Annotated in this window: 22 protein-coding genes and 1 other RNA gene; 14 read left to right on the forward strand and 9 right to left on the reverse strand. The window is 60.3% G+C overall.

The annotated features are described in order from the left end of the window. Window position 1 precedes the first annotated feature (1 nt). Both cysE and A3709_RS16910 read right to left on the reverse strand, forming a co-directional pair. Window positions 2-808 (reverse strand): serine O-acetyltransferase, encoded by an 807-nt coding sequence (gene cysE, locus A3709_RS16905; protein WP_066057235.1) that lies wholly within the window; start codon window positions 806-808, stop codon window positions 2-4. Between the two features lie 36 nt (window positions 809-844). Beyond that, window positions 845-1513 (reverse strand): tRNA (guanosine(46)-N(7))-methyltransferase TrmB, encoded by a 669-nt coding sequence (locus A3709_RS16910; RefSeq protein ID WP_066057238.1) that lies wholly within the window; start codon window positions 1511-1513, stop codon window positions 845-847. An 87-nt stretch (window positions 1514-1600) separates the two neighbouring features. Between A3709_RS16910 and A3709_RS16915 the strand changes: the two genes are divergently transcribed. After that, window positions 1601-2329, forward strand: a complete 729-nt coding sequence (locus A3709_RS16915; protein WP_066057241.1) for a DapH/DapD/GlmU-related protein — start codon at window positions 1601-1603, stop codon at window positions 2327-2329. A gap of 2 nt (window positions 2330-2331) precedes the next feature. Here A3709_RS16915 and rpiA read toward each other — a convergent pair whose 3' ends face one another. Beyond that, a complete protein-coding gene (rpiA, locus tag A3709_RS16920) occupies window positions 2332-3006 on the reverse strand; it encodes a ribose-5-phosphate isomerase RpiA (protein ID WP_066057244.1) in 675 nt (224 codons plus the stop codon). A 136-nt stretch (window positions 3007-3142) separates the two neighbouring features. Between rpiA and ilvA the strand changes: the two genes are divergently transcribed. After that, window positions 3143-4678: a threonine ammonia-lyase, biosynthetic gene (ilvA, locus tag A3709_RS16925; protein WP_066057246.1), complete on the forward strand. Its 1536-nt coding sequence runs from the start codon at window positions 3143-3145 to the stop codon at window positions 4676-4678. Between the two features lie 159 nt (window positions 4679-4837). Beyond that, window positions 4838-4984 (forward strand): hypothetical protein, encoded by a 147-nt coding sequence (locus tag A3709_RS23420; protein ID WP_156507818.1) that lies wholly within the window; start codon window positions 4838-4840, stop codon window positions 4982-4984. 24 nt (window positions 4985-5008) lie between these two features. Here the strand turns inward: A3709_RS23420 and A3709_RS16930 are convergent, their stop codons facing one another. From A3709_RS16930 to A3709_RS16945, 4 genes are all read right to left on the reverse strand, one after another. Beyond that, window positions 5009-5590 carry a 5-formyltetrahydrofolate cyclo-ligase gene (locus A3709_RS16930; protein WP_066057250.1) on the reverse strand — a complete coding sequence of 194 codons (582 nt, stop codon included), beginning with the start codon at window positions 5588-5590 and terminating at the stop codon, window positions 5009-5011. 8 nt (window positions 5591-5598) lie between these two features. Then, a non-coding RNA gene (gene ssrS, locus A3709_RS16935) (6S RNA) lies at window positions 5599-5778 on the reverse strand. Between the two features lie 67 nt (window positions 5779-5845). Beyond that, on the reverse strand, window positions 5846-6172 hold the full coding sequence (locus A3709_RS16940; RefSeq protein WP_066057254.1) for a cell division protein ZapA: 327 nt from the start codon (window positions 6170-6172) through the stop codon (window positions 5846-5848). Between the two features lie 4 nt (window positions 6173-6176). Continuing rightward, window positions 6177-6377, reverse strand: a complete 201-nt coding sequence (locus tag A3709_RS16945; protein ID WP_066057259.1) for a TIGR02449 family protein — start codon at window positions 6375-6377, stop codon at window positions 6177-6179. Between the two features lie 149 nt (window positions 6378-6526). Here A3709_RS16945 and A3709_RS16950 point away from each other — a divergent pair, with 149 nt between their 5' ends. The 6 genes from A3709_RS16950 to A3709_RS16975 all read left to right on the forward strand — a co-directional run bounded on the left by A3709_RS16950 (window position 6527) and on the right by A3709_RS16975 (window position 12581). Further along, complete coding sequence (locus A3709_RS16950) at window positions 6527-7099, forward strand: UPF0149 family protein (protein ID WP_066057261.1); 573 nt, start codon at window positions 6527-6529, stop codon at window positions 7097-7099. Between the two features lie 17 nt (window positions 7100-7116). Beyond that, a complete protein-coding gene (gene pepP / locus A3709_RS16955) occupies window positions 7117-8430 on the forward strand; it encodes a Xaa-Pro aminopeptidase (protein WP_066057263.1) in 1314 nt (437 codons plus the stop codon). Between the two features lie 3 nt (window positions 8431-8433). Next, entirely contained in the window at window positions 8434-9675 is a 1242-nt protein-coding gene (gene ubiH / locus A3709_RS16960; protein WP_066057269.1) for a 2-octaprenyl-6-methoxyphenyl hydroxylase, read from the forward strand. A gap of 1 nt (window position 9676) precedes the next feature. Beyond that, window positions 9677-10894, forward strand: a complete 1218-nt coding sequence (locus tag A3709_RS16965) for a UbiH/UbiF/VisC/COQ6 family ubiquinone biosynthesis hydroxylase (protein ID WP_066057274.1) — start codon at window positions 9677-9679, stop codon at window positions 10892-10894. A gap of 97 nt (window positions 10895-10991) precedes the next feature. Next, window positions 10992-11384 (forward strand): glycine cleavage system protein GcvH, encoded by a 393-nt coding sequence (gcvH, locus tag A3709_RS16970; RefSeq protein ID WP_066057277.1) that lies wholly within the window; start codon window positions 10992-10994, stop codon window positions 11382-11384. Window positions 11385-11396: 12 nt separating this feature from the next. After that, on the forward strand, window positions 11397-12581 hold the full coding sequence (locus A3709_RS16975; protein WP_066057279.1) for a class I SAM-dependent rRNA methyltransferase: 1185 nt from the start codon (window positions 11397-11399) through the stop codon (window positions 12579-12581). A 16-nt stretch (window positions 12582-12597) separates the two neighbouring features. On the opposite strand, the gene A3709_RS16980 is transcribed toward A3709_RS16975, so the two are convergent. Then, window positions 12598-13254: an HAD family phosphatase gene (locus tag A3709_RS16980; RefSeq protein WP_066057282.1), complete on the reverse strand. Its 657-nt coding sequence runs from the start codon at window positions 13252-13254 to the stop codon at window positions 12598-12600. Window positions 13255-13374: 120 nt separating this feature from the next. On the opposite strand from A3709_RS16980, the gene A3709_RS16985 reads away from it, so the two are divergent. Together A3709_RS16985 and ptsP are read left to right on the forward strand one after the other, a co-directional pair. Next, window positions 13375-13878, forward strand: coding sequence for an RNA pyrophosphohydrolase (locus A3709_RS16985; protein WP_066057285.1), 504 nt, complete (start codon window positions 13375-13377; stop codon window positions 13876-13878). A gap of 1 nt (window position 13879) precedes the next feature. Beyond that, a complete protein-coding gene (ptsP, locus tag A3709_RS16990; protein ID WP_066057288.1) occupies window positions 13880-16147 on the forward strand; it encodes a phosphoenolpyruvate--protein phosphotransferase in 2268 nt (755 codons plus the stop codon). Window positions 16148-16152: 5 nt separating this feature from the next. On the opposite strand, the gene A3709_RS16995 is transcribed toward ptsP, so the two are convergent. Further along, window positions 16153-16929, reverse strand: a complete 777-nt coding sequence (locus tag A3709_RS16995; protein WP_066057293.1) for an NRDE family protein — start codon at window positions 16927-16929, stop codon at window positions 16153-16155. 108 nt (window positions 16930-17037) lie between these two features. Here A3709_RS16995 and lgt point away from each other — a divergent pair, with 108 nt between their 5' ends. The 3 genes from lgt to A3709_RS17010 are packed head-to-tail and all read left to right on the forward strand — an operon-like array spanning window position 17038 to window position 19186. After that, window positions 17038-17850: a prolipoprotein diacylglyceryl transferase gene (gene lgt, locus A3709_RS17000; protein WP_066057297.1), complete on the forward strand. Its 813-nt coding sequence runs from the start codon at window positions 17038-17040 to the stop codon at window positions 17848-17850. Continuing rightward, the gene (thyA, locus tag A3709_RS17005; RefSeq protein WP_066057300.1) at window positions 17847-18680 is read left to right on the forward strand and encodes a thymidylate synthase; all 834 of its coding nucleotides are present in this window, start codon (window positions 17847-17849) and stop codon (window positions 18678-18680) included. The genes lgt and thyA overlap by 4 nt, the downstream gene beginning before the upstream one ends. 2 nt (window positions 18681-18682) lie before the next feature. Further along, window positions 18683-19186: a dihydrofolate reductase gene (locus tag A3709_RS17010; protein WP_197484259.1), complete on the forward strand. Its 504-nt coding sequence runs from the start codon at window positions 18683-18685 to the stop codon at window positions 19184-19186. Window positions 19187-19321 lie beyond the last annotated feature (135 nt).

Raw genomic sequence — 19321 nt, forward strand, 5'->3', positions numbered from 1 at the left:
GCTAGCAGTCGGCATTTTCGTCGTAGCAGAAGTCGTGGTTCATATCCAGAGCCGGTGCATCGGTTGCCGGCCGTCCCACAATTTTGGCGGGCACACCGGCGACTGTGGTGTGCGGGGGCACTTCTTCCAACACCACGCTCCCCGCGCCGACCTTGGCGCCTTCACCGACCCTGATATTGCCCAGAATCTTGGCTCCAGCGCTAATCAGTACGCCGTTGCCAATCTTGGGGTGGCGATCGCCTTCATCCTTGCCGGTGCCGCCCAGGGTCACTGACTGCAGAATCGATACATCGTCGCCGACCACCGCTGTTTCACCGATGACCAGGCCGGTGGCATGGTCGAGCATAATGCCCCGTCCCAGCTTTGCGGCGGGGTGGATATCCACGCCGAACTTGACTGAAACCCGGTTCTGGAAGAACAGCGCCATCGACTCCCGACCGTTATTCCACAGCCAGTGGGCGATGCGCTGACTCTGCAGCGCGTGAAAGCCCTTGAAGTACAGAAAGGGCACATAGAGTTCCTGGCTGGCGGAATCGCGGTCGACCACAGCAACGAGGTCGGCGCGCATGGCATCGCGAATACTCGCGTCGCGCTGCATCGCCTGCAGAATCACTTCCCGCAGCATCAGTGAAGACACCGTGGGGCTGTCCAGTTGATTGGCGAGGTGGAAGCTGAGCGCACACTCAAGCGTGTTGTGATTGAGAATAGTGGAATGCAGAAAACTCGCCAGCAGCGGCTCTTCCTGGGCGTGTTTCTCAGTCTCGGTGCGGATGCGATTCCAGACCGGATCGGCTTGTGTCGCAGTCATTGCGTTACCTCCAAGTGGACCGGGGACTTTAGCCCATTACGCGGGATTCGTCACGGCGGCAGTGTAGCGCCACAAGTTGTGCTGACTATCCCGGTACTTCCTCTCAAACAGGGTGAGCGCCGGTGCTTCCGGCACCTGCGCGATGCGGCCGTGCACGCCCGCCAAATGCATGGCGACGCCGAATTCCTCGACATAGTTCTGCCAGTTGGAGCGTAGCTCGATATGCCCCCCAAGCGCCAATAGCCAGGGGAAGCTGGCGTGGCCGTGAACGCGTCGCTGCAGGTGTTTGCTTTTGGGCCAGGGGTTGGGATAGAGCAGGTAGTGGAAATCTGCACTACGGCCGTCCGCCAGCAGCAATTGCCAGATGTCCTCGGCTTCCGCATGCAGAAAAATATAGTTGTCGCTGGTCCCTGGCATATGCTTCTGCAGTCGATGGCTCGACTGATCTATACCGACGATGAGGTGATCGGGGTGTTTGGCAGCGAGTTGTGCCGTGCTCATACCGGTGCCGCAGAAGGAATCAATCACCAGCGGCTGTGGCGTGGTGATGAGTCGCTCAGTCAGTGTTTGGTATGCATTGTGTGAATGGGGCGCGACCGGTCGCTGGAACGCGTGCTGCAAGTGCCGTGTCACGGTTTGTGCGAGACGCGGGTGCAGGCCGCTCTGGTTGCTGGTGACCGGGCGCGAATATTCAGACTGAGGCACGATTAGTGGTTCCAAGATTGCTGTCAGCTGCTGGTGCTGCCATCATACCGGCCCACAATGAATGCTTCACTCTGATCCTTTCGTCCTATGCGTCAAGACCTGCGGCCGTGGTGGCTGAAAAAGCTCTATCTCCGATACCGTAACTGGTACGTCGATTATTTCCTGCGCCCCGAATGTGAGGCGCTCGGGCCTTACCATACGATTATGAAGCCATGGTATGTGAGGATTTCGGGCGACAACATCCGCATTGGCCGGTCCTTTACTGCGATAGGTGAACCGATGCACCAGGTGGAAATTGGCGTCTGGGGCCGGGCCCCGGGCGAGGGCCGGGTTGAGATCGGCGATTGCGTGCTGATGAGTCCGGGCTCGCGCATCAGTGCTTCGGACGAAATTACTGTCGGCGATGGCACCATGTTCGCCAATGGGGTCTACGTGACTGATTCCGACTGGCACCAGATTTACGACCGGATGGAGCGCGATCCTCTGCCCACGCCTGTGCATATTGGCAGGAATGTCTGGCTGGGTGATCACGCCACAGTGCTCAAGGGCGTCACTATCGGCGAAAATTCCGTGGTGGCGGCACGGGCGGTGGTTACTCGGGATGTGCCGGCCAATGTGGTGGTCGCCGGCAACCCTGCCAAAGTGGTCAAGGAGCTGGATCCTGAACGCGGGTTTACCACCCGCATGGATTACTTTGCCAATCCGGCAGAGCTGGAGCGCTTCTTCGAGGGCGTCAATGCCCAGGTGCTGGCGGGGAACAGCTTCTGGCGCTGGCTGTGGTCGGTGGTATACCCCGCCTCCAAGCGGTTGCGCTGAACTTATTCGGCGCGCAGGGTTTTAACGCCCACGCTAGTGCCGAGCAGGAGCACATCTGCGGGCTTGAGCGCAAACAGGCCATTGGTGACCACGCCGGTAATACCGTTGATCTTCTCTTCGATCGTCAGCGGTTGTGGAATCGGGAAGTTGTAAACATCGAGGATGATGTTGCCGTTATCGGTCACAGCCCCTTCGCGATACACCGGATCGCCGCCCAGCTTGACCAGTTCCCGGGCCACGTGGCTGCGCGCCATGGGTATTACCTCCACCGGCAGTGGAAAATCGCCCAGGGTGTGCACCAGTTTGGACTCATCGGCAATACAGATAAATTCCCTGGCGACTGCGGTGACAATCTTCTCGCGGGTCAGGGCGGCGCCGCCACCCTTGATGAGTTGCAGGGCAGCGTTGCTCTCGTCGGCGCCATCGATATAAAAATCGACCTGGTCCACCGCATTGAGGTCGTACACCGGAATACCGTGACTCTTGAGGCGTTCGGCGGAGGCCTCTGAGCTGGCCACGGTCGCGTTTACCAGGCCTTTAATGCCCGCCAGTGCATCGATGAACATGTTGGCGGTTGAGCCGGTGCCGATGCCGATGACCGTGTCATCTTCCAGTTTCGGCTGGATATAGGCCAGGGCAGCTGCCGCTACCGCTTGTTTGAGTTCGTCCTGGGTCATGCCGATTCTCTCCTGCTAGGGCGGGCATTATAGGTCAGGCGTTCGTCGTGATCATCAATAATACCAAGCGCTGGGGCTGAAAATGGCTTGCCGCTCCATTAACATTCCTTGTTCTTTCATTTGCAGGCAACTGACCATGCCCCAGTCCTATATCAAGCGGATCCTAGATGCGAGGGTTTACGATGTGGCTCGCGAAACGCCGGTAGACCAGGCGCCGTTGCTGTCGCGTCGCACTGGTAATCAGGTGTGGCTCAAGCGTGAGGACTTGCAGCCGGTGTTCTCCTTCAAGCTGCGCGGTGCCTATAACAAGATGCAGCGCCTGACGGACGCCCAGCGAGCCGCCGGTGTGGTCGCGGCCTCCGCGGGTAATCACGCCCAGGGCCTGGCCATGGCCGCCCAGAAGATGGGGGTGAAAGCGACCATTGTCATGCCCAGGACCACGCCGCAGATTAAAGTGGACGCTGTGCGTGGCCGCGGAGCGCGGGTGGTGCTGCACGGTGATTCCTTTGACGAGGCGGCGGCGCATGCCGAGCACCTGGTGGCGGAGAAGGGCATGACGTATGTGCATCCGTTTGACGACCCCGATGTCATCGCCGGCCAGGGCACCGTGGGCATGGAGATTGTGCGCCAGCATCAGGCGCCGCTGGATGTGCTGTTTGTGCCGGTGGGCGGCGGCGGCCTGCTCGCCGGTGTGGCAGCGTACGTGAAATATGTGTGGCCCCAGACCCGGATTGTCGGCGTTGAGCCCGAAGATGCCGCCTGCCTCAAACTCGCGCTGGACAAGGGCCGCCGGGCGACACTGCCGGAAGTGGGCCTGTTTGCCGATGGTTGTGCTGTGGCACAGGTCGGCAAGGAGACGTTCCGAGTCATTCGCGACACGGTCGATGAGGTTATTACCGCCTCTACAGACGAAATGTGTGCGGCCATCAAGGACATATTTGAAGACACCCGCAGCATCGCCGAGCCCGCCGGTGCGCTGGCGCTGGCCGGCCTGAAAAAGTACGTTGAACGGGAAGGTTGTGAAGGCAAGGACCTGCTGGCGATTGTGTCCGGGGCCAATACCAACTTCGATCGGTTGCGCTATATCTCGGAGCGCACGGAAATCGGTGAGCAGCGCGAAGCCGTGCTCAGTGTCACTATTCCTGAGCGCCCGGGGAGTTTCAAGGTGTTCTGCACCGCGCTGGGGCGGCGCAATATCACCGAGTTCAACTACCGTTATTCGGACGCCGGTTCCGCCCAGGTGTTTGTGGGTATCTCCGTGGCGCCCGGTGGCGATGATCTGCAGAGCCTGCTGAGCGACCTGCGCGGCAAGGGGTACGAGGTTGAGGATCTCACTGAGAACGAGGTCGCCAAGCTGCACGTGCGTTACATGGTGGGCGGTCATGCGCCGGGCAGTATGGCTGACGAGCGCGTTTATCGGGTGGAGTTTCCTGAGCGCCCGGGGGCGCTGGCCAAGTTTCTGACGGGCCTGGGTCCTGCCTGGAATATCTCCATGTTCCACTACCGTAATCATGGGGCGGCCTATGGGCGCATCCTGGTGGGCGTGCAGGTGGCCGCGCGGGAGCGCAAGGCGTTCCGCAACCTGATGGATGAGATCGGCTATCGCTATTGGGATGAAACCAACAATCGCGCCTACCAGCTCTACCTGGGGCAGCGTCCCGGCAGTGAATAAAAAATGATAAAAAATCTGTGGTTTAGGGGGTTCATACCCTAGACATTCGCTCTCTTTGTGAAATAATAACAAAAGTTAGTCATTGCTCCGGCTGGCAATAAGAACAGTGCAGGCCTCTTAGAAGAGCCGCACAGTGGGATATAAGAGAGTGATTCAAGCGTGAAAACAAAACCTGACCTGATGCTGGTACTGATGGCTGTATTCGGTATGGGCGTGGTGGTAACCATGATGTTACCCATGGCCGCCAGTAATACCGTTGCAGCTCCTGCGTCTGAACTCCAGGCTGGCGTCATTATCCGGGAGTAATTTTCTTCCGGTGTGTAGTGGCTGCTAAGTTCGGCAGCGGTACAGTGCCGCCTCGGTGGCGACAAAATCCAGATCGACGTCCCAGGCATCCCCTGGTAGCGCATCCTCGCGCTGCATTTCGTACCCCAATCCTACCCGCAATGGCCCTGACAAATCCGCCAGGGTCCTGTCGTAGTAGCCGCCACCCATGCCCAGCCGCTTGCCCGTTTCACTCCAGGCCACCAGGGGCAGGCAAATACAGTCCAGTGTTACCGTTGCGGCCCGGGTGCTCTCCGGGCGTGGTTCTGAAATGCCGTATCGATTGGCAATCAGCTCATCGGCACTGCCCTGCCAGCGACCAAACTGCAGCGTCTTGTCGTCCTGGATGACGGGAAGATACACCTGCTTTCCCTCTGTCAGCAGTTGCTCCGCCAGTAGCGAAGGGTCAATTTCACCGTCTGCGGCGAGATAAAGACCAATGCGTTGCAGTAAATGCCAGTCGGGCAACTGTGTCACCGTGTGGGTGAGTCGATCGCGGGCATGGTGTTGTGTTGCGGGAGGGAGGGCTCGCCGTGCCGCCCGTAGCTGGCGACGTAGTTCTGACTTGGTGGCAGTAATGTCTGACATGATGAAGAGAGATTCCCGGCGTACCGCTGACAGCGCTGCCCTTGAACCCGATGGTTCAAGGTGGAGGCCCCCGCACTGAATCAGGCTTTCCGGTCATGCCAGACTTGCACACCAACAGTGGCTGGAAGCCCCCGGATACAAATTTATCGGCTCGAGGACTGTCTGCCTGGCGCATACGCCAGGGATCTGTCGGGGATTATAACGAGTCAGGCCGGCTTACGCGCCCTTGAAATTCGGGCAAAAATAGTACTGTAATCAACCGATTTCCAGCTGGCGGAGCTGGTAAAGTGCATCATCGAGCTTGCGATTGAGGCTGTCGACCGCGCCCGGCGCGGGTTCTGGAGCAATGGCCAGCTTGCCTTCGCCACCCTCGGAGGCCTGCAGCAGCTCATAGCTGATATTCAGCGCCGCCATGACGGCAATGCGCTCAAGGCCGATGACCTTGCCGGTCTCGCGGATACTGCGCATTTGCTTGTCGAGGTATTTGGCAGAGACTACCAGTTCCGCTTCCTGCTCTTCCGGGCAGGCGACCTGGTAATCTTTATCAAGAATTTTCACCGTGACGGTGTGCGGTTGGTTCACAGGCTTACTCCATAGTCCGCAGACGATTGATCATGGCTTCTACCTTGGAGCGAGCGAGCTCGTTCTTGTCGATCAGGTCCTGGCGTTCCGCCTGCCAGCCGGCATTCTCTGCCTTGAGCACCTGATTTTCATGGTTCAGCTCCTTGCACAGCTCGATCAACTGGTCGATTTTCTGTTCCAGAGCCTGCAGTTGCTTGTCCGCCATGGAGTTATACTGGTGTTACCTTGATTGGGACTTTACTATAAGGGCGCTTCGCACAGCCGTCAACGAAGTAAAAGCAATGAAAATCAATGGCCTGCCTGACATTGTTACGAACGGCTGTAACTCCTGGCAGCGCCGCGAGAGAACCTGACATGTTCGACGATCACGACTCCGCCAATTTTGTCTTCGATTTCGACGAAGTGGCCAACCATCTACTTGAACAGGGCCTCGACAGCTCTCCGTCGCAATTGCACGGTTGCCTGTGCGGCGTGCTGGCCGCCGGTGCGCCGGCTCAGGCGGAGGCAGGTCTGGCGCTGCTGCAGCAGGCGCTTGATATCAATTTGCACGGTGAACTGGCCGGGCAGATTATGCAGCTGTACATGGTCAGTGCCGCTGCGCTGGAGGACGAGGAATTCGATTTTCACCCCTTGCTGCCCGATGATGAAGTGGAAATCGACTCACGCACCGGTGAGCTGGCGCGTTGGTGCCAGGGCTTTCTCGCAGGCTTCGCTCAGGTCAATCAACGCCAGGTGAGCCAGGACAGCAGCGAGATCCTCAGTGACATGGGCGCCATCGCCGAAGCCTCGGTGGATGAAGATGCCGATGAAGAAGAGAGTGAGGGCAGTTACACGGAGATCGTTGAGTATCTGCGATTTGCGGTGCTCAACCTATTTATGGACAGTCGTGCCGACGGCACCAGGGCTGACGAACCCCAGGTGCACTGAGCAGACGAATTCCGCGCATGAAAATTACCAACAGTGAGTATCGGCGCCGGCGCCGCAAACTCATGGATTTGATGGAGCCCAACAGCATTGCCATCATTCCATCGGCCCGCCAGCAACTGCGTAGCCGCGACACCGAATTTCACTTTCGCCAGGACAGCGACTTCTACTACTTGTCGGGTTTTCGGGAGCCGGAATCCGTGCTGGTACTGATTCCCGGGCGCGAGCACGGCGAGTACGTGATGTTCTGCCCCGAGCGCGACCCCCAGGCGGAACTGTGGCACGGCCAGCGCGCCGGGCCGGATGGGTTGTGCAGCCGCTTCGGCGCCGATGATGCGTTTCCCATCGGCGATATCGATGACATTCTGCCGGGCCTGATTGAGGGCCGCGAGCGAGTTTACTACTCCATGGGCCGCAGCTCGCGCTTCGATCAGCACATAATGGACTGGGTAAATACCATCCGCTCCAAGGAATCCAGCGGCGCGGTACCGCCGGGGGAGTTCACCGATCTGGACCACATGCTGCACGACTTGCGCTTGATCAAGAGCGCGGCGGAACAGCGCATTATGCGGCGCGCCGGTGAGATTACTGCGGCGGCTCATTGCCGCGTTATGCAGTTTTGCCAGCCTGGCCAGTACGAATATGAGCTCGAGGGCGAGCTCCACCATGAATTTGTTCGCGGCGGCGCGCGCTATCCCGCCTACCTCAGCATCGTTGGCAGCGGTCGCAATGCCTGCACGCTACACTACGTGGACAACAGCGCGAAAATGCGCGACGGGGATCTGGTGCTGGTGGATGCCGGCTGCGAGCTGGAGTCCTACGCCGCCGATGTCAGTCGCACTTTCCCGGTGGGCGGCACCTTCTCATCGGAGCAGCGCGCCCTGTATGAGGTGGTGCTCGCCGGTCACGCCGCGGCCATTGCCCAGGTGCGCGCGGGCAATCACTTCAATCAATCCCACGACGCCAGCGTGCTCGCAATAACGGAGGGGCTGGTGCAGCTGGGTTTGCTCGAGGGCGAAGTGGATGCCCTGATCGAGTCACAGGCCTACCGGGCCTTTTACATGCACAAGGTGGGTCACTGGCTTGGCCTTGATGTACACGATGTCGGCGACTACCGCGTCGGTGAAGAGTGGCGGGTGCTTGAGCCCGGCATGGTTATGACCATTGAGCCCGGCATTTATGTGGCGCCGGACAACACTGCCGTCGCGAAAAAATGGCGCGGAATCGGTATTCGTATCGAGGATAATGTCCTGGTGACCACAGACGGTTGTGACATTCTCACCGACGCGGTACCCCGTACCGTCGACGACATTGAAGCCCTGATGGTGGCCTGAGCGATGACCGAACGACGCGACATTGTGATTGCCGGTGGCGGTATGGTCGGTATCAGTCTGGCCCTGCATCTGGCGCACTCACTGCCGCCGGCGATCCGCATCTGCCTTGTCGAGGGGTTCCCGTTTCCAGAGCCCCGACCCGACCATCGGCCGGCTTATCATCTGTCATTCGATGCTCGCTCCACGGCCTTAAGCTACAGTTCGCGGCTGATCTACGAGCAAATGGGTGTGTGGTCCGGTCTGACCGAATATCTGTGCCCCATAGACACCATCCATGTCTCCAGCAAGGGGCGTTTTGGCAGTGCTGTCATGGACGCTACGGAGCACGGCTGGGAAGCCTTGGGCTACGTGGTGGAAAATGCCTGGCTGGGCAATGCGCTGATCCAGGCTCTCTATGCACAGGGGCGGGTGGAAGTTCTTAGTCCCTGCAAAGTAACCGAAGCGCAATCCTCTGCAGCGGGCGTGACACTGACCCTGGAGGGTGGTCTGCAAGAGACGCTGGAGACGGCGCTGTTGGTGGTGGCCGATGGCGCCGCGTCGGGCCTGCGTGAATCGCTGGGAGTGTGGGCCAGTGAAAAGTCCTATGGCCAGCAGGCGCTGGTGGCGAATGTCGCCACGGCGCAGCCTCACGGTGGCCGCGCGTTTGAACGGTTTACCTCGCTGGGCCCGTTGGCGTTGTTGCCACTGCCGCCCATCCCGGACGCGGCTAACCGCAGTGCCCTGGTATGGACCGTCACGCCCGAGGAAGGTGAAACGTTACTGGCCTGCAGTGACGAGGCTTTCCTGGCCAGCCTGCAGGAGCGATTTGGTTATCGACTTGGGCGCTTGACCCGGGTGGGCGAACGCCATAGTTATCCCTTATCGCTGGTGCATTGCCGCGAGCAGGTGCGTCAGGGCGTTGTGGTGATGGGTAACGCTGCCCACGCCTTGCATCCAGTGGCCGGCCAGGGATACAACCTGGCCCTGCGCGATGTCGCCGAGCTGACCCGGGTGCTCAACGGCGCGGTAGAGGCGGGTGAGAGTCCCGGCTCACTGGCGGTGCTGCAGGCCTATGAACGGCGCCAGCAGCGTGACCAGCAGCGCACCATGGAGTTCAGCGATCGTTTGCCCTCCCTGTTTATGGAGGGCGATCCCTTGCTGGGTCTGGTGCGCGATCTGGGCCTGTCGGGCCTGGATGTGTTGCCCGCGCTAAAGCGTGCCTTCGTTAATCAGGCGGCGGGCGTCGCTGCGATGGGTGAGGTCTGATATGAACGCCCAGCATTATGACGTGGTGATTGTCGGCGCAGGTATCGCCGGGTCCGCCATGGCCCTGGCCCTGTCCGGCAGTGGCTATCGAATTGCGCTGATCGAGCCGCAGCCTTTGGCTCGCCGCGATCTGCCCGTGGACGCAGGCGTTCACAATTTCGATGCGCGGGTCAGTGCGTTGACGCCCCACTCGGCCCGGTTTCTGGAAAGTCTCGACGCCTGGGCGGGTGTCGTCGGGTATCGCAGCTGCGCCTATCGGCACATGACAGTGTGGGATGCGGAGGGCACGGGTCGTATCGAGTTTGATGCGGCGGAGCTGGACGTCCCGGCGCTGGGGCATATTGTCGAGAATCGCGCCATTGTCGACGCACTCCTGGCAAAGCTGCACGAGGCGCCGGATATTCACTGTTTAAGCCCCGAGCGGGTCGAGGCCTGCGAGCGGCTGGACGACGGCCGCATGTCGGTGCGGCTGGAGAGCGGTGCTGAGTTGGAGGCGGAACTGGTAGTGGGGGCCGATGGGGCGATGTCGCGGATTCGCGAACTCATGGCCTATACCACGCGCGAATGGGATTACGGTCACCGCGCCATTGTCGCGACAGTGGCGCTTGCCGAGAGTCATCAGGATACGGCCTGGCAGCGTTTCCTGCCGACCGGGCCACTGGCGCTGCTGCCTCTGCCCGATAGGGACGATCAGCACCTGTGCTCTATTGTCTGGTCGCTTGAAGAAGATCTGGTCGATCCGCTGCTGGCGTTGGACGACGACGCCTTCTGTCAGGAATTGAGCGCGGCGTTTGAGCAACAGCTCGGTGGCATTACCGCCGTGTCGGCTCGCTTCGCCTTCCCGCTGCGCCAGCGTCACGCTGTCGACTATGTGCAGCCGGGTGTCGCGCTGGTGGCGGATGCAGCGCACACGATACATCCGCTGGCAGGGCAGGGCATTAATCTCGGATTACTGGACGTCGAAGCACTGGCCAAAGAGTTGCTGCGCGCCCGTGCTGCAGGCCTCTCTCCCGGCGCCCAGGTGGTGCTGGCCCGCTATCAGCGCCAGCGCAAAGGCGAAAACCTGCTGATGATGAGCGCCATGGATGGTTTTAAGCGTTTATTTGGCGAACGCGCCCTGCCGGTGCGCTGGTTGCGCAACGCGGGCATGCGGTCGGTGGGGGCAATGGCTCCGCTCAAGCGTCGCCTGATGCGCCACGCCATGGGCATCGGGCCCTGAGTCACCCAAGCTTCGCTTGTGTTTCCTCTTCGCCCCGCTAGAATTAGCCGCGTGAACGCCCCTGTGGCAAAGCTTTGATGATGACCGAGGACTCCCCATGAGCCAGACTCCCGCCGAATTGAAATACGCCGCCAGCCACGAGTGGGCCCGGCTTGAAGAAGACGGCACAGTGACCGTTGGTGTATCCGATCATGCCCAGGAAGCACTGGGTGACGTGGTTTTCGTCGAATTGCCCGAAGTGGGCGTTACCCTGGCTGCCGGCGATGAGGCCGGTGTGGTGGAATCCGTAAAGGCCGCCTCCGACATTTATGCGCCTGTCGCCGGTGAGGTGATCGCTGTGAACGAGCAGCTGGAAGACGAGCCTGAAACCGTTAACGGCGATCCCTACAACGATGGCTGGTTTTTCAAGCTGCAACCTGCTGATACCAGCGAGCTGGAGGCACTGCTAAGTGCCGATGACTATCAGGCCAAGTGCGACGAGGAAGACTGATACCTCTGCCCCATGACCGTTGATCTGTATTTGCGCAAAGGCGCCGATCGACGCCTGCGCGGCGGTCACCTCTGGGTTTACTCCAACGAAATTGATACCGCGGTTAACGGCCTGGGGCAGTTCCAGGCCGGCGATCTGGTGAGTGTGCGCGCCACTGACGGTAAGCTGCTTGGCAGTGCGTATATGGAGCCCCAATCGCTGATTTGCGCCCGCCTCTATGCGCCGGGTGAACAGCTACCCCTGAATGCTGAATTTTTTCAGCGTCGCCTTTACGAAGCGCTTGCCATTCGTGAGGCCGCCTTTGATAAACCCTATTACCGCCTGGTCTATGGCGACAGTGATTTGCTGCCGGGGCTGGTCATTGACCGCTTTGGTGACTACCTGGTGGTGCAGCTCAACAACAGCGGCATCGAGCGCTACGGTGAGGCGGTGGTTGAGGCGCTGAAAAACACCCTCAATCCGACGGGCATTCTGTTGCGTGGTGACAGCCGCAGTCGACGTGAAAGTGGCCTGGACGAAGAGATTGAGGTGGTGTTCGGCGAGGTGCCGGAGAGCGTCGAACTCGAGGAAAATGGCGTGCGCTTTCTCGCTCCGGTGCACGGCGGCCAGAAGACCGGGTGGTTTTATGATCACCGTATGGCTCGTGCGCGCCTGGCCCCCTGGGTGGCTGGCAAGTCGGTGCTGGATGTGTACAGCTATATCGGTGGCTGGGGTATCCAGGCGGCGGCGTTTGGCGCGGCGGAGGTTTGTTGCCTGGATAGCTCGGTGCTTGCGCTGGAGGGTGCGCAGGCCAATGCAGCCCTCAATGGCGTGGCAGACCGCTTCAATACCAGGCAGGGCTCTGCCCCCGAGACCATGAAGCACATGATCGACGAGGGTCTTGGCTACGACGTCGTGATTCTCGATCCGCCGGCGTTTATTCAGCGGCGCAAGGACATCAAGAAAGGCATTACCGCGTACCGCCGGATTAATGAGTTGGGCCTGCGCCTGTTGCGCCCGGGTGGCTTACTCGTGGCAGGTTCCTGTTCCATGCACCTGGCGCGGGCAGATCTGATCAGCGCCATGCAGCAGGCAGCGGTGCGCGCCGGTTGCCGGCTGCGGGTGGTGGAGCAGGGCGCTCAGGGGCCGGATCATCCGGTCCATCCGGCCATTCCCGAAACCGAGTATCTCAAGGCGGTGTTTGCGGTGCGCAGCTGAGAGCGCGCGTAAACGCCTAGTCCCGCAGCGAAATCACCGGCCAGTCTGCGTCCCGCGCAACGCTCAGCAGGGTTGCGTCAGGGTCAACGGCCACTGGTTTGTCCACCTCGCGCAGCAGCGGCAGGTCATTCATTGAATCACTGTAGAAATAAGCGCCTTCCAGAGTGATGTCCTGATTCTCCAGCCATGCCTGCAGGCGTTCCACCTTGCCCTCCCGGTAGGTGGGGACACCGCTGGGTTCGCCCGTATAGGCCCCGTCGACAATCTCCGCCTCGCAGGCCAGTAGCTCTTCAATGCCCAGTGCCTGCGCAATGGGTGCAGTGATAAAGCGATTGGTGGCAGTAATGATCAGGAGCTGGTCGCCGCGCTCGCGGTGACGTTCAATCAGGGTTGCTGCTTTGGGCAGCATGATAGGCTCGATTTTTTCGGCCATAAACTGACGGTGCCAGGCGGCAAGCGTCTCCTCGGTCTGCCCTTTGAGTGGGCCCAGTGCAAAGCGCAAATAGGCGTCGATATCCAGTTCGCCGGCTTCATAGTCGGCGTAGAACTGCTCGTTGCGCGCGGCAAATGTGTCCGCATCCACAATGCCCTGTTCGCAGACAAACTGCCCCCAGAGATAGTCACTGTCGCCGCCAATCAGGGTGTTGTCGAGGTCGAAGATGGCCAGAGGCATTGCGCGGGGCTCCAAAAAACGGGGCGCCAATATAGCGCGGCGGCGCAGGGGAGTAAATTTCTCTGAGGCTGCAAAGTGTGGAAGAATAGCCGGTTCATGATAAAGAATTGAATTGGCAGCGTGATTGATAAAGAGGGCTATCGGGCCAACGTAGGGATAGTACTGGCGAATGACCAGGGCCAGGTGCTGTGGGCGCGCCGGGTAGGCGGTCGCGATGCGTGGCAATTCCCCCAGGGCGGCATTAACCGCGGTGAATCCCCCGAGCAAGCCCTGTACCGGGAGCTCGAAGAAGAGATTGGCTTGTCGCCAGAGTCGGTCGAGATTCTCGCGGTTACCCGCGGCTGGCTGCGCTATCGCCTGCCCAAACGGTTTATTCGCAAGGGGCAGAAGCCGCTGTGTATCGGCCAGAAGCAAAAGTGGTTTCTGCTGCGCATGCTCGATAATGACGAAGCGGTCAAACTCGATCTCAATGCCAAACCGGAGTTTGACCACTGGCAGTGGGTGAGTTACTGGTACCCCCTCAATCAGGTGATTTCCTTTAAGCGCGAAGTCTACCGGCGCGCCATGAAAGAACTGGCCCCCCCGCTGGGGCGGCATACCGAACGTCTGGCTGGAGAGGCCTGAGATGCTCGAGACCCTGCGCCATGTCGTCCAGGAAGTGAATGCTGCCCCGAACCTCGCAGCGGCCCTCGAGATTATTGTCAGCAGGGTTCGCGATGCCATGGATACCGAGGTGTGCAGTGTGTATCTGCGCGACCCGGCGGAAGAACGCTTTGTTTTTCGGGCCACAGAGGGTCTCAACAAAGACCAGATAGGCGTGGCCAGTCTGGCGCCCGGTGAGGGCCTTGTCGGCACGGTTGCCCAGCGTGAAGAGCCGCTGAATCTGGAGAACGCGGAAAACCATCCGGCCTTCCGCTTCTTCCCCGACCTTGGCGAAGAGGCGTACCACTCGTTTCTGGGGGTGCCGATTATTCACCAGCGGCAGGTGCTGGGCGTCTTGGTCGTCCAGCAGGCCGAGCGACGTCGATTCGACGAAAGTGACGAAGCGTTTTTGGTTACCATGTCCGCCCAGTTGGCGGCGATTATCGCCCACGCGAGGGTCACCGGGGCGGTAGATGCCGACGCAGCGGCGGGCTCTGGCGCCCCGGCGAAAATTACCGGCGTGCCCGGCGCCCCCGGCATTGCCATCGGTACCGTCTGTGTGGTGTCACCGGTGGCGGATCTGTATGCCGTACCCCAGAAAACAGTGACCAATCGGCGTGGCGAGGTGCAGGCCTTTCGCGAGGCGCTGGCCAAGGTGCGCGACGATATCGAAGAGGTGGCGGACAATCTCGGCGGCGAACTCAGCCCAGAAGATCACGCCCTTTTCGATGTTTATCTGGGCATTCTCGATGATTCTGCCATTGGCCTGGAGGTCGTGGCATTGATCAAGGGCGGTGAGTGGGCCCAGGGTGCTCTCAGTCAGGTGATGATCGAACACATCCGCCACTTTGAGCGCATGGAGCACAGCTACCTCAAGGAGCGGGCTGTCGACATCAAGGATCTCGGGACCCGGGTGCTGGCCTATCTACAGGCGGAAGACCGCGAGGTACGCGTATATCCGGAAAACGCGATTCTGGTGGGCGAGGAGCTGACTGCCTCGTCACTGGGGGAGATCCCCCGGGACAAGCTGGCAGGTCTTATCTCGGTGCGCGGTTCAGGTAACTCCCATGTGGCCATTCTGGCGCGCGCTATGGGCATACCCACGGTGATGGGGACGCTGGATCTGCCCTACCGGCGCCTGCAGGGGCGGGAACTGGTGGTCGATGGCTATAACGGCACCGTGCACCTGAATCCGCGTCCGGATGTGCGGGCCCGTTTCCAGGAGATTCTCGATTCGGATCTCGCGCTTTCCAAAGATCTGGAATCCCTGCGCGAATTACCCTGTGAAACCCTCGATGGTCACCGCATGCCGCTGTGGGTGAATACGGGGCTACAGGCAGATGTGACCCGTTCTCTGGAGCAGGGCGCCGAGGGTGTTGGCCTGTATCGCACTGAGGTGCCTTTCCTGCTGCGTGAGCGTTTTCCTTCCGAGGAGGAGCAGCGCCAGATTTACCGCAACCAGCTGGAGGCCTTTGCTCCGCGCCCGGTGACGATGCGTACCCTGGATATCGGCGGCGATAAGGCCTTGCCGTATTTTCCGATTGAGGAGGACAACCCCTTCCTAGGGTGGCGTGGTATTCGGGTCACCCTGGACCATCCTGAAATTTTTCTCGCCCAGGTGCGGGCCATGCTCAAGGCCAATGCCGGGCTCGGCAACCTGCGGATCATGTTGCCCATGATTAGCTCCATCTCGGAGCTGGACGAGGCGCTGGCACTCATCCATCGCAGCCACCGCGAAATTCTGCAGGAGGGTGTCGATGCCGAGTTACCCCGTATCGGGGTGATGGTGGAGGTGCCCTCGGCGGTCTACCAGGCCAGGGCGCTGGCCCGGCGGGTGGACTTCCTGTCAGTAGGGTCGAATGACCTCACCCAGTATCTGCTGGCGGTGGACCGCAACAACGCGCGCGTTGCCGAGCTCTATCACTCCATGCACCCGGCGGTACTCAGCGCGCTGGACTTGGTGGCGCGGGCTGCCCGGGCCGAAGGCAAGAAGGTGGGCATTTGTGGCGAATTGGCGGGCGACCCCGAGGGCGCCGTACTGCTTACCGCCATGGGCTACGACATCCTGTCCATGAACGCCACCAGCCTACCTAAAGTGAAACAAGCGCTGCGCAATATCAATCTCACAGAAGCCCGTGATCTGCTCGACGAGGTGCTGGGTATGGATGACGCAAGCGCTATCCACCGTCGCCTGGAAGGATTCCTCGCCGACCACGGCATGGCTAAATTCATTCACAGCCCGGTGGCCTGAGCTTTTTAGCTGCTGAGCGTTAATCGCTCCACCACCTGGCCAATTGGAGCGCCGCTGGCGTCAAAGCTGGTTTCACGCCAGCTGGCATGGCCCTCGGTATCCAGCCACAGCGTGGTTGTCGCCCGGGTTCCGTAGGTCGGGCTGACAATAAATTGCGCCGACAGCATTCTGTCCATTTCGCCATTGAGGCCCACGGCGGCCAGTTCTGATTCCGTTGCCAGGTTGCCACTGGCAACCACTTCTGCGAGTAGATTGTGATCGACGCTGCCGCCGCTTAGTGAGCGCAGGGCGTGTTTGCCGTGCACCACTTTGGGCCAGGGGGTGTCCAGGTGGGCGTTGCTGAGACCGTATGTACCGGGTTGGAGCTGGATCGCGCCGTCCCCTTCGCCTGCGGCGCTATTGCTGTAATACCAGAGGCCGTGTGCATCCCCCAGCAGCAGGTTGAACCCCGCGTATTCCGAGGCCCTCGCGCCAATGCGCTGCAGGTAGGTGGCGGACGATTCATTTCCGGTCAGAAAGTCCAGGGTCAGCTCGCCACGGCTGCGCGGTGCTGGGATAGTCTGGTCCGGGTCCCGGTAATTGGTAATGGCCGCGAAGCGACCTGCACGGCTTATCCCCATCCAGGTGCCGCCCGCCTGGAGATCTTTGCCGGCGAGCACGTCAGGGTGGTCGGGCCAGAACCTGGCTGCCTGCGTAGGACGGGCGTGAAACTCGTCCCGATTGGCGGCCAGCAGTAAGGGGTAGCGGGGGTGTTGGCGGTACGAAAACAGAATCAGGCACATCGAAGGCATTCCGGTCGGGTGGTGCGCAATTGTGAAACGCTGCGCGCTGCATAATAATACTCGTTTCCTGCGCCGGCCGTCGGCTGAGCGCCCAGATTGAGTCTGAATATGCTGCCCTATCCTGAGATAGACCCTGTTGCAATTGCCCTGGGGCCACTGAAAATACATTGGTATGGCCTTGCCTACCTCACCGGTATTGCCGCCGGCTGGTGGTTGGCCATGCGCCGCAGCAGCCATCCCTGGAGCCCGGTGCAGCGCGATCAGGTGGACGACCTGACGTTTTATGTGGCGCTGGGCGTGGTGCTCGGCGGCCGGGTCGGATACACGTTTCTGTACGGCGGTGAACGCCTGGTGGAGGACCCCATGTGGGCGCTGCGCCTGTGGGAGGGCGGGATGTCATTCCACGGCGGTTTCCTGGGTGTGTTGTTTGCCATGTATTTGTTTGGCAGGCGGCACAATATTGCCTTCTGGAAGTTGATGGACTTCGTGGCGCCATTCGTCCCTATTGGTTTGGGACTCGGTCGCCTGGGTAATTTTATTGGCCAGGAGCTCTGGGGCAGAGCCACCGATGTGCCCTGGGCCATGGTATTCCCCGCTGATCCCCTGCAGCTGGCACGGCACCCGTCGCAGCTCTACCAGTTTGCCCTGGAGGGCGTGTTGTTGTTCACGGTGCTGATCTGGTTCTCATCCCGACCCAGGCCGACCTGTGCTGTGTCCGGGGTGTTCTCACTCCTTTACGGGTGCGTGCGTTTCTTCTCGGAGTTTTTCCGCGAGCCTGATGCGCACCTTGGGTTCCAGGCGTTCGGCTGGATGACCCGGGGTCAGATGCTGTGTATTCCCATGATTATTACTGGCATTGTGCTGTTGTGGGTGGCTTATGGCCGCCAGCAGTCAACTGCCGCGACGGAAAAAGGTAAATGAAACAATATCTCGATCTGCTGGAAGATATTCTCGAGAATGGCGTGCAAAAGGGTGACCGCACCGGCACCGGCACGCTGTCGGTTTTTGGTCGCCAGTACCGGCACAACCTGGCGGATGGTTTTCCGCTGCTCACCACCAAGAAGCTGCATCTCAAAAGCATCATCAATGAGCTGATCTGGTTTCTGAAGGGTGATACCAATACCGCCTGGCTGAACGAAAATGGCGTCTCGATCTGGGATGAATGGGCCACCGAGACCGGCGATCTGGGGCCGCTCTACGGCGCCCAGTGGACGGCCTGGCCCACCCGCGACGGTGGCAGCGTCAACCAGATTGATTATGTGGTGGAGACCCTGCGCAATAACCCCGACAGTCGCCGCATTCTATTCCATGGCTGGAATGTGGAGTATCTGCCGGACGAAAGCGTCAGCCCCCAGGAAAACGTGGCCGCCGGCCGCATGGCGCTGCCGCCTTGTCACCTGCTGTATCAGTTCTATGTGGCGGGCGGTAAGTTGTCAGCCCAGCTATATATCCGGTCCAGTGATACCTTCCTCGGTCTACCCTATAACACGGCGAGCCTGGCGGTACTTACCATGATGCTCGCCCAGCAGTGTGACCTGGAGCCGGGCGAAATTATTGTCACCACGGGGGATTCGCACCTGTATAGCAACCACATGACGCAGGTGCAGGAGCAGCTGTCGCGGGCTCCGCGTGCGTTGCCCAGGCTGAAAATCCTGCGCAAGCCCGACAGTATCTACGACTACCGGTTTGAGGACTTCGAACTCGAGGGCTACGACCCGCACCCGAATATCTCTGCGCCGGTGGCGGTCTAGGCGTGGTGGAGCTAGCAGTCATTGTGGCAGCGGCGCGCAATGGCGTTATCGGCCGCAATAATGCCCTGCCGTGGCACTTGCCGGAGGATCTGCGCTATTTCAAGCAGGTGACGATGGGCAAGCCCATTGTCATGGGGCGCAAGACCTACGAGTCCATCGGGCGGCCGTTGCCCGGGCGCACCAATATAGTGCTGACATCCCGCACTGATTTTGCCCCCGAGGGCGTGCGGGTAGTGCACAGTCTCGACGAGGCCCTGGCCCTGGCCGAGGATATTGCCCTGATTGAAGGCTGCGATGAGCTGATGGTGATAGGTGGGGCACAGATCTACGAAGCCGCCGTTCCCCGGGCGTCGCGGCTGTATTTTACCGAGGTGCACGCCGATGTAGAGGGCGATGCCTATCTGGAGGGGGTGGATCGCAGTGAGTGGCAGGAAGTGAGTCGACAGGATTTCAGCGCTGCAGGGCCTAATCCCTACGACTATAGCTTCGTGGTCTATGAGCGATAAGGGTGCATCAATGCCCGATTTTGGCCGCCTGTTACTCCCGAGCTGCTCCCTTGAGCAAAGTGTTACTTTCGTACACAATGCGAACCACTAACCCCTCTGTGGGGGTAAGAAAATTGATAATCCTCACCCGAATGG

Source organism: Halioglobus sp. HI00S01, from assembly GCF_001635445.1.
GTDB classification, from domain to species: domain Bacteria; phylum Pseudomonadota; class Gammaproteobacteria; order Pseudomonadales; family Halieaceae; genus Halioglobus; species Halioglobus japonicus.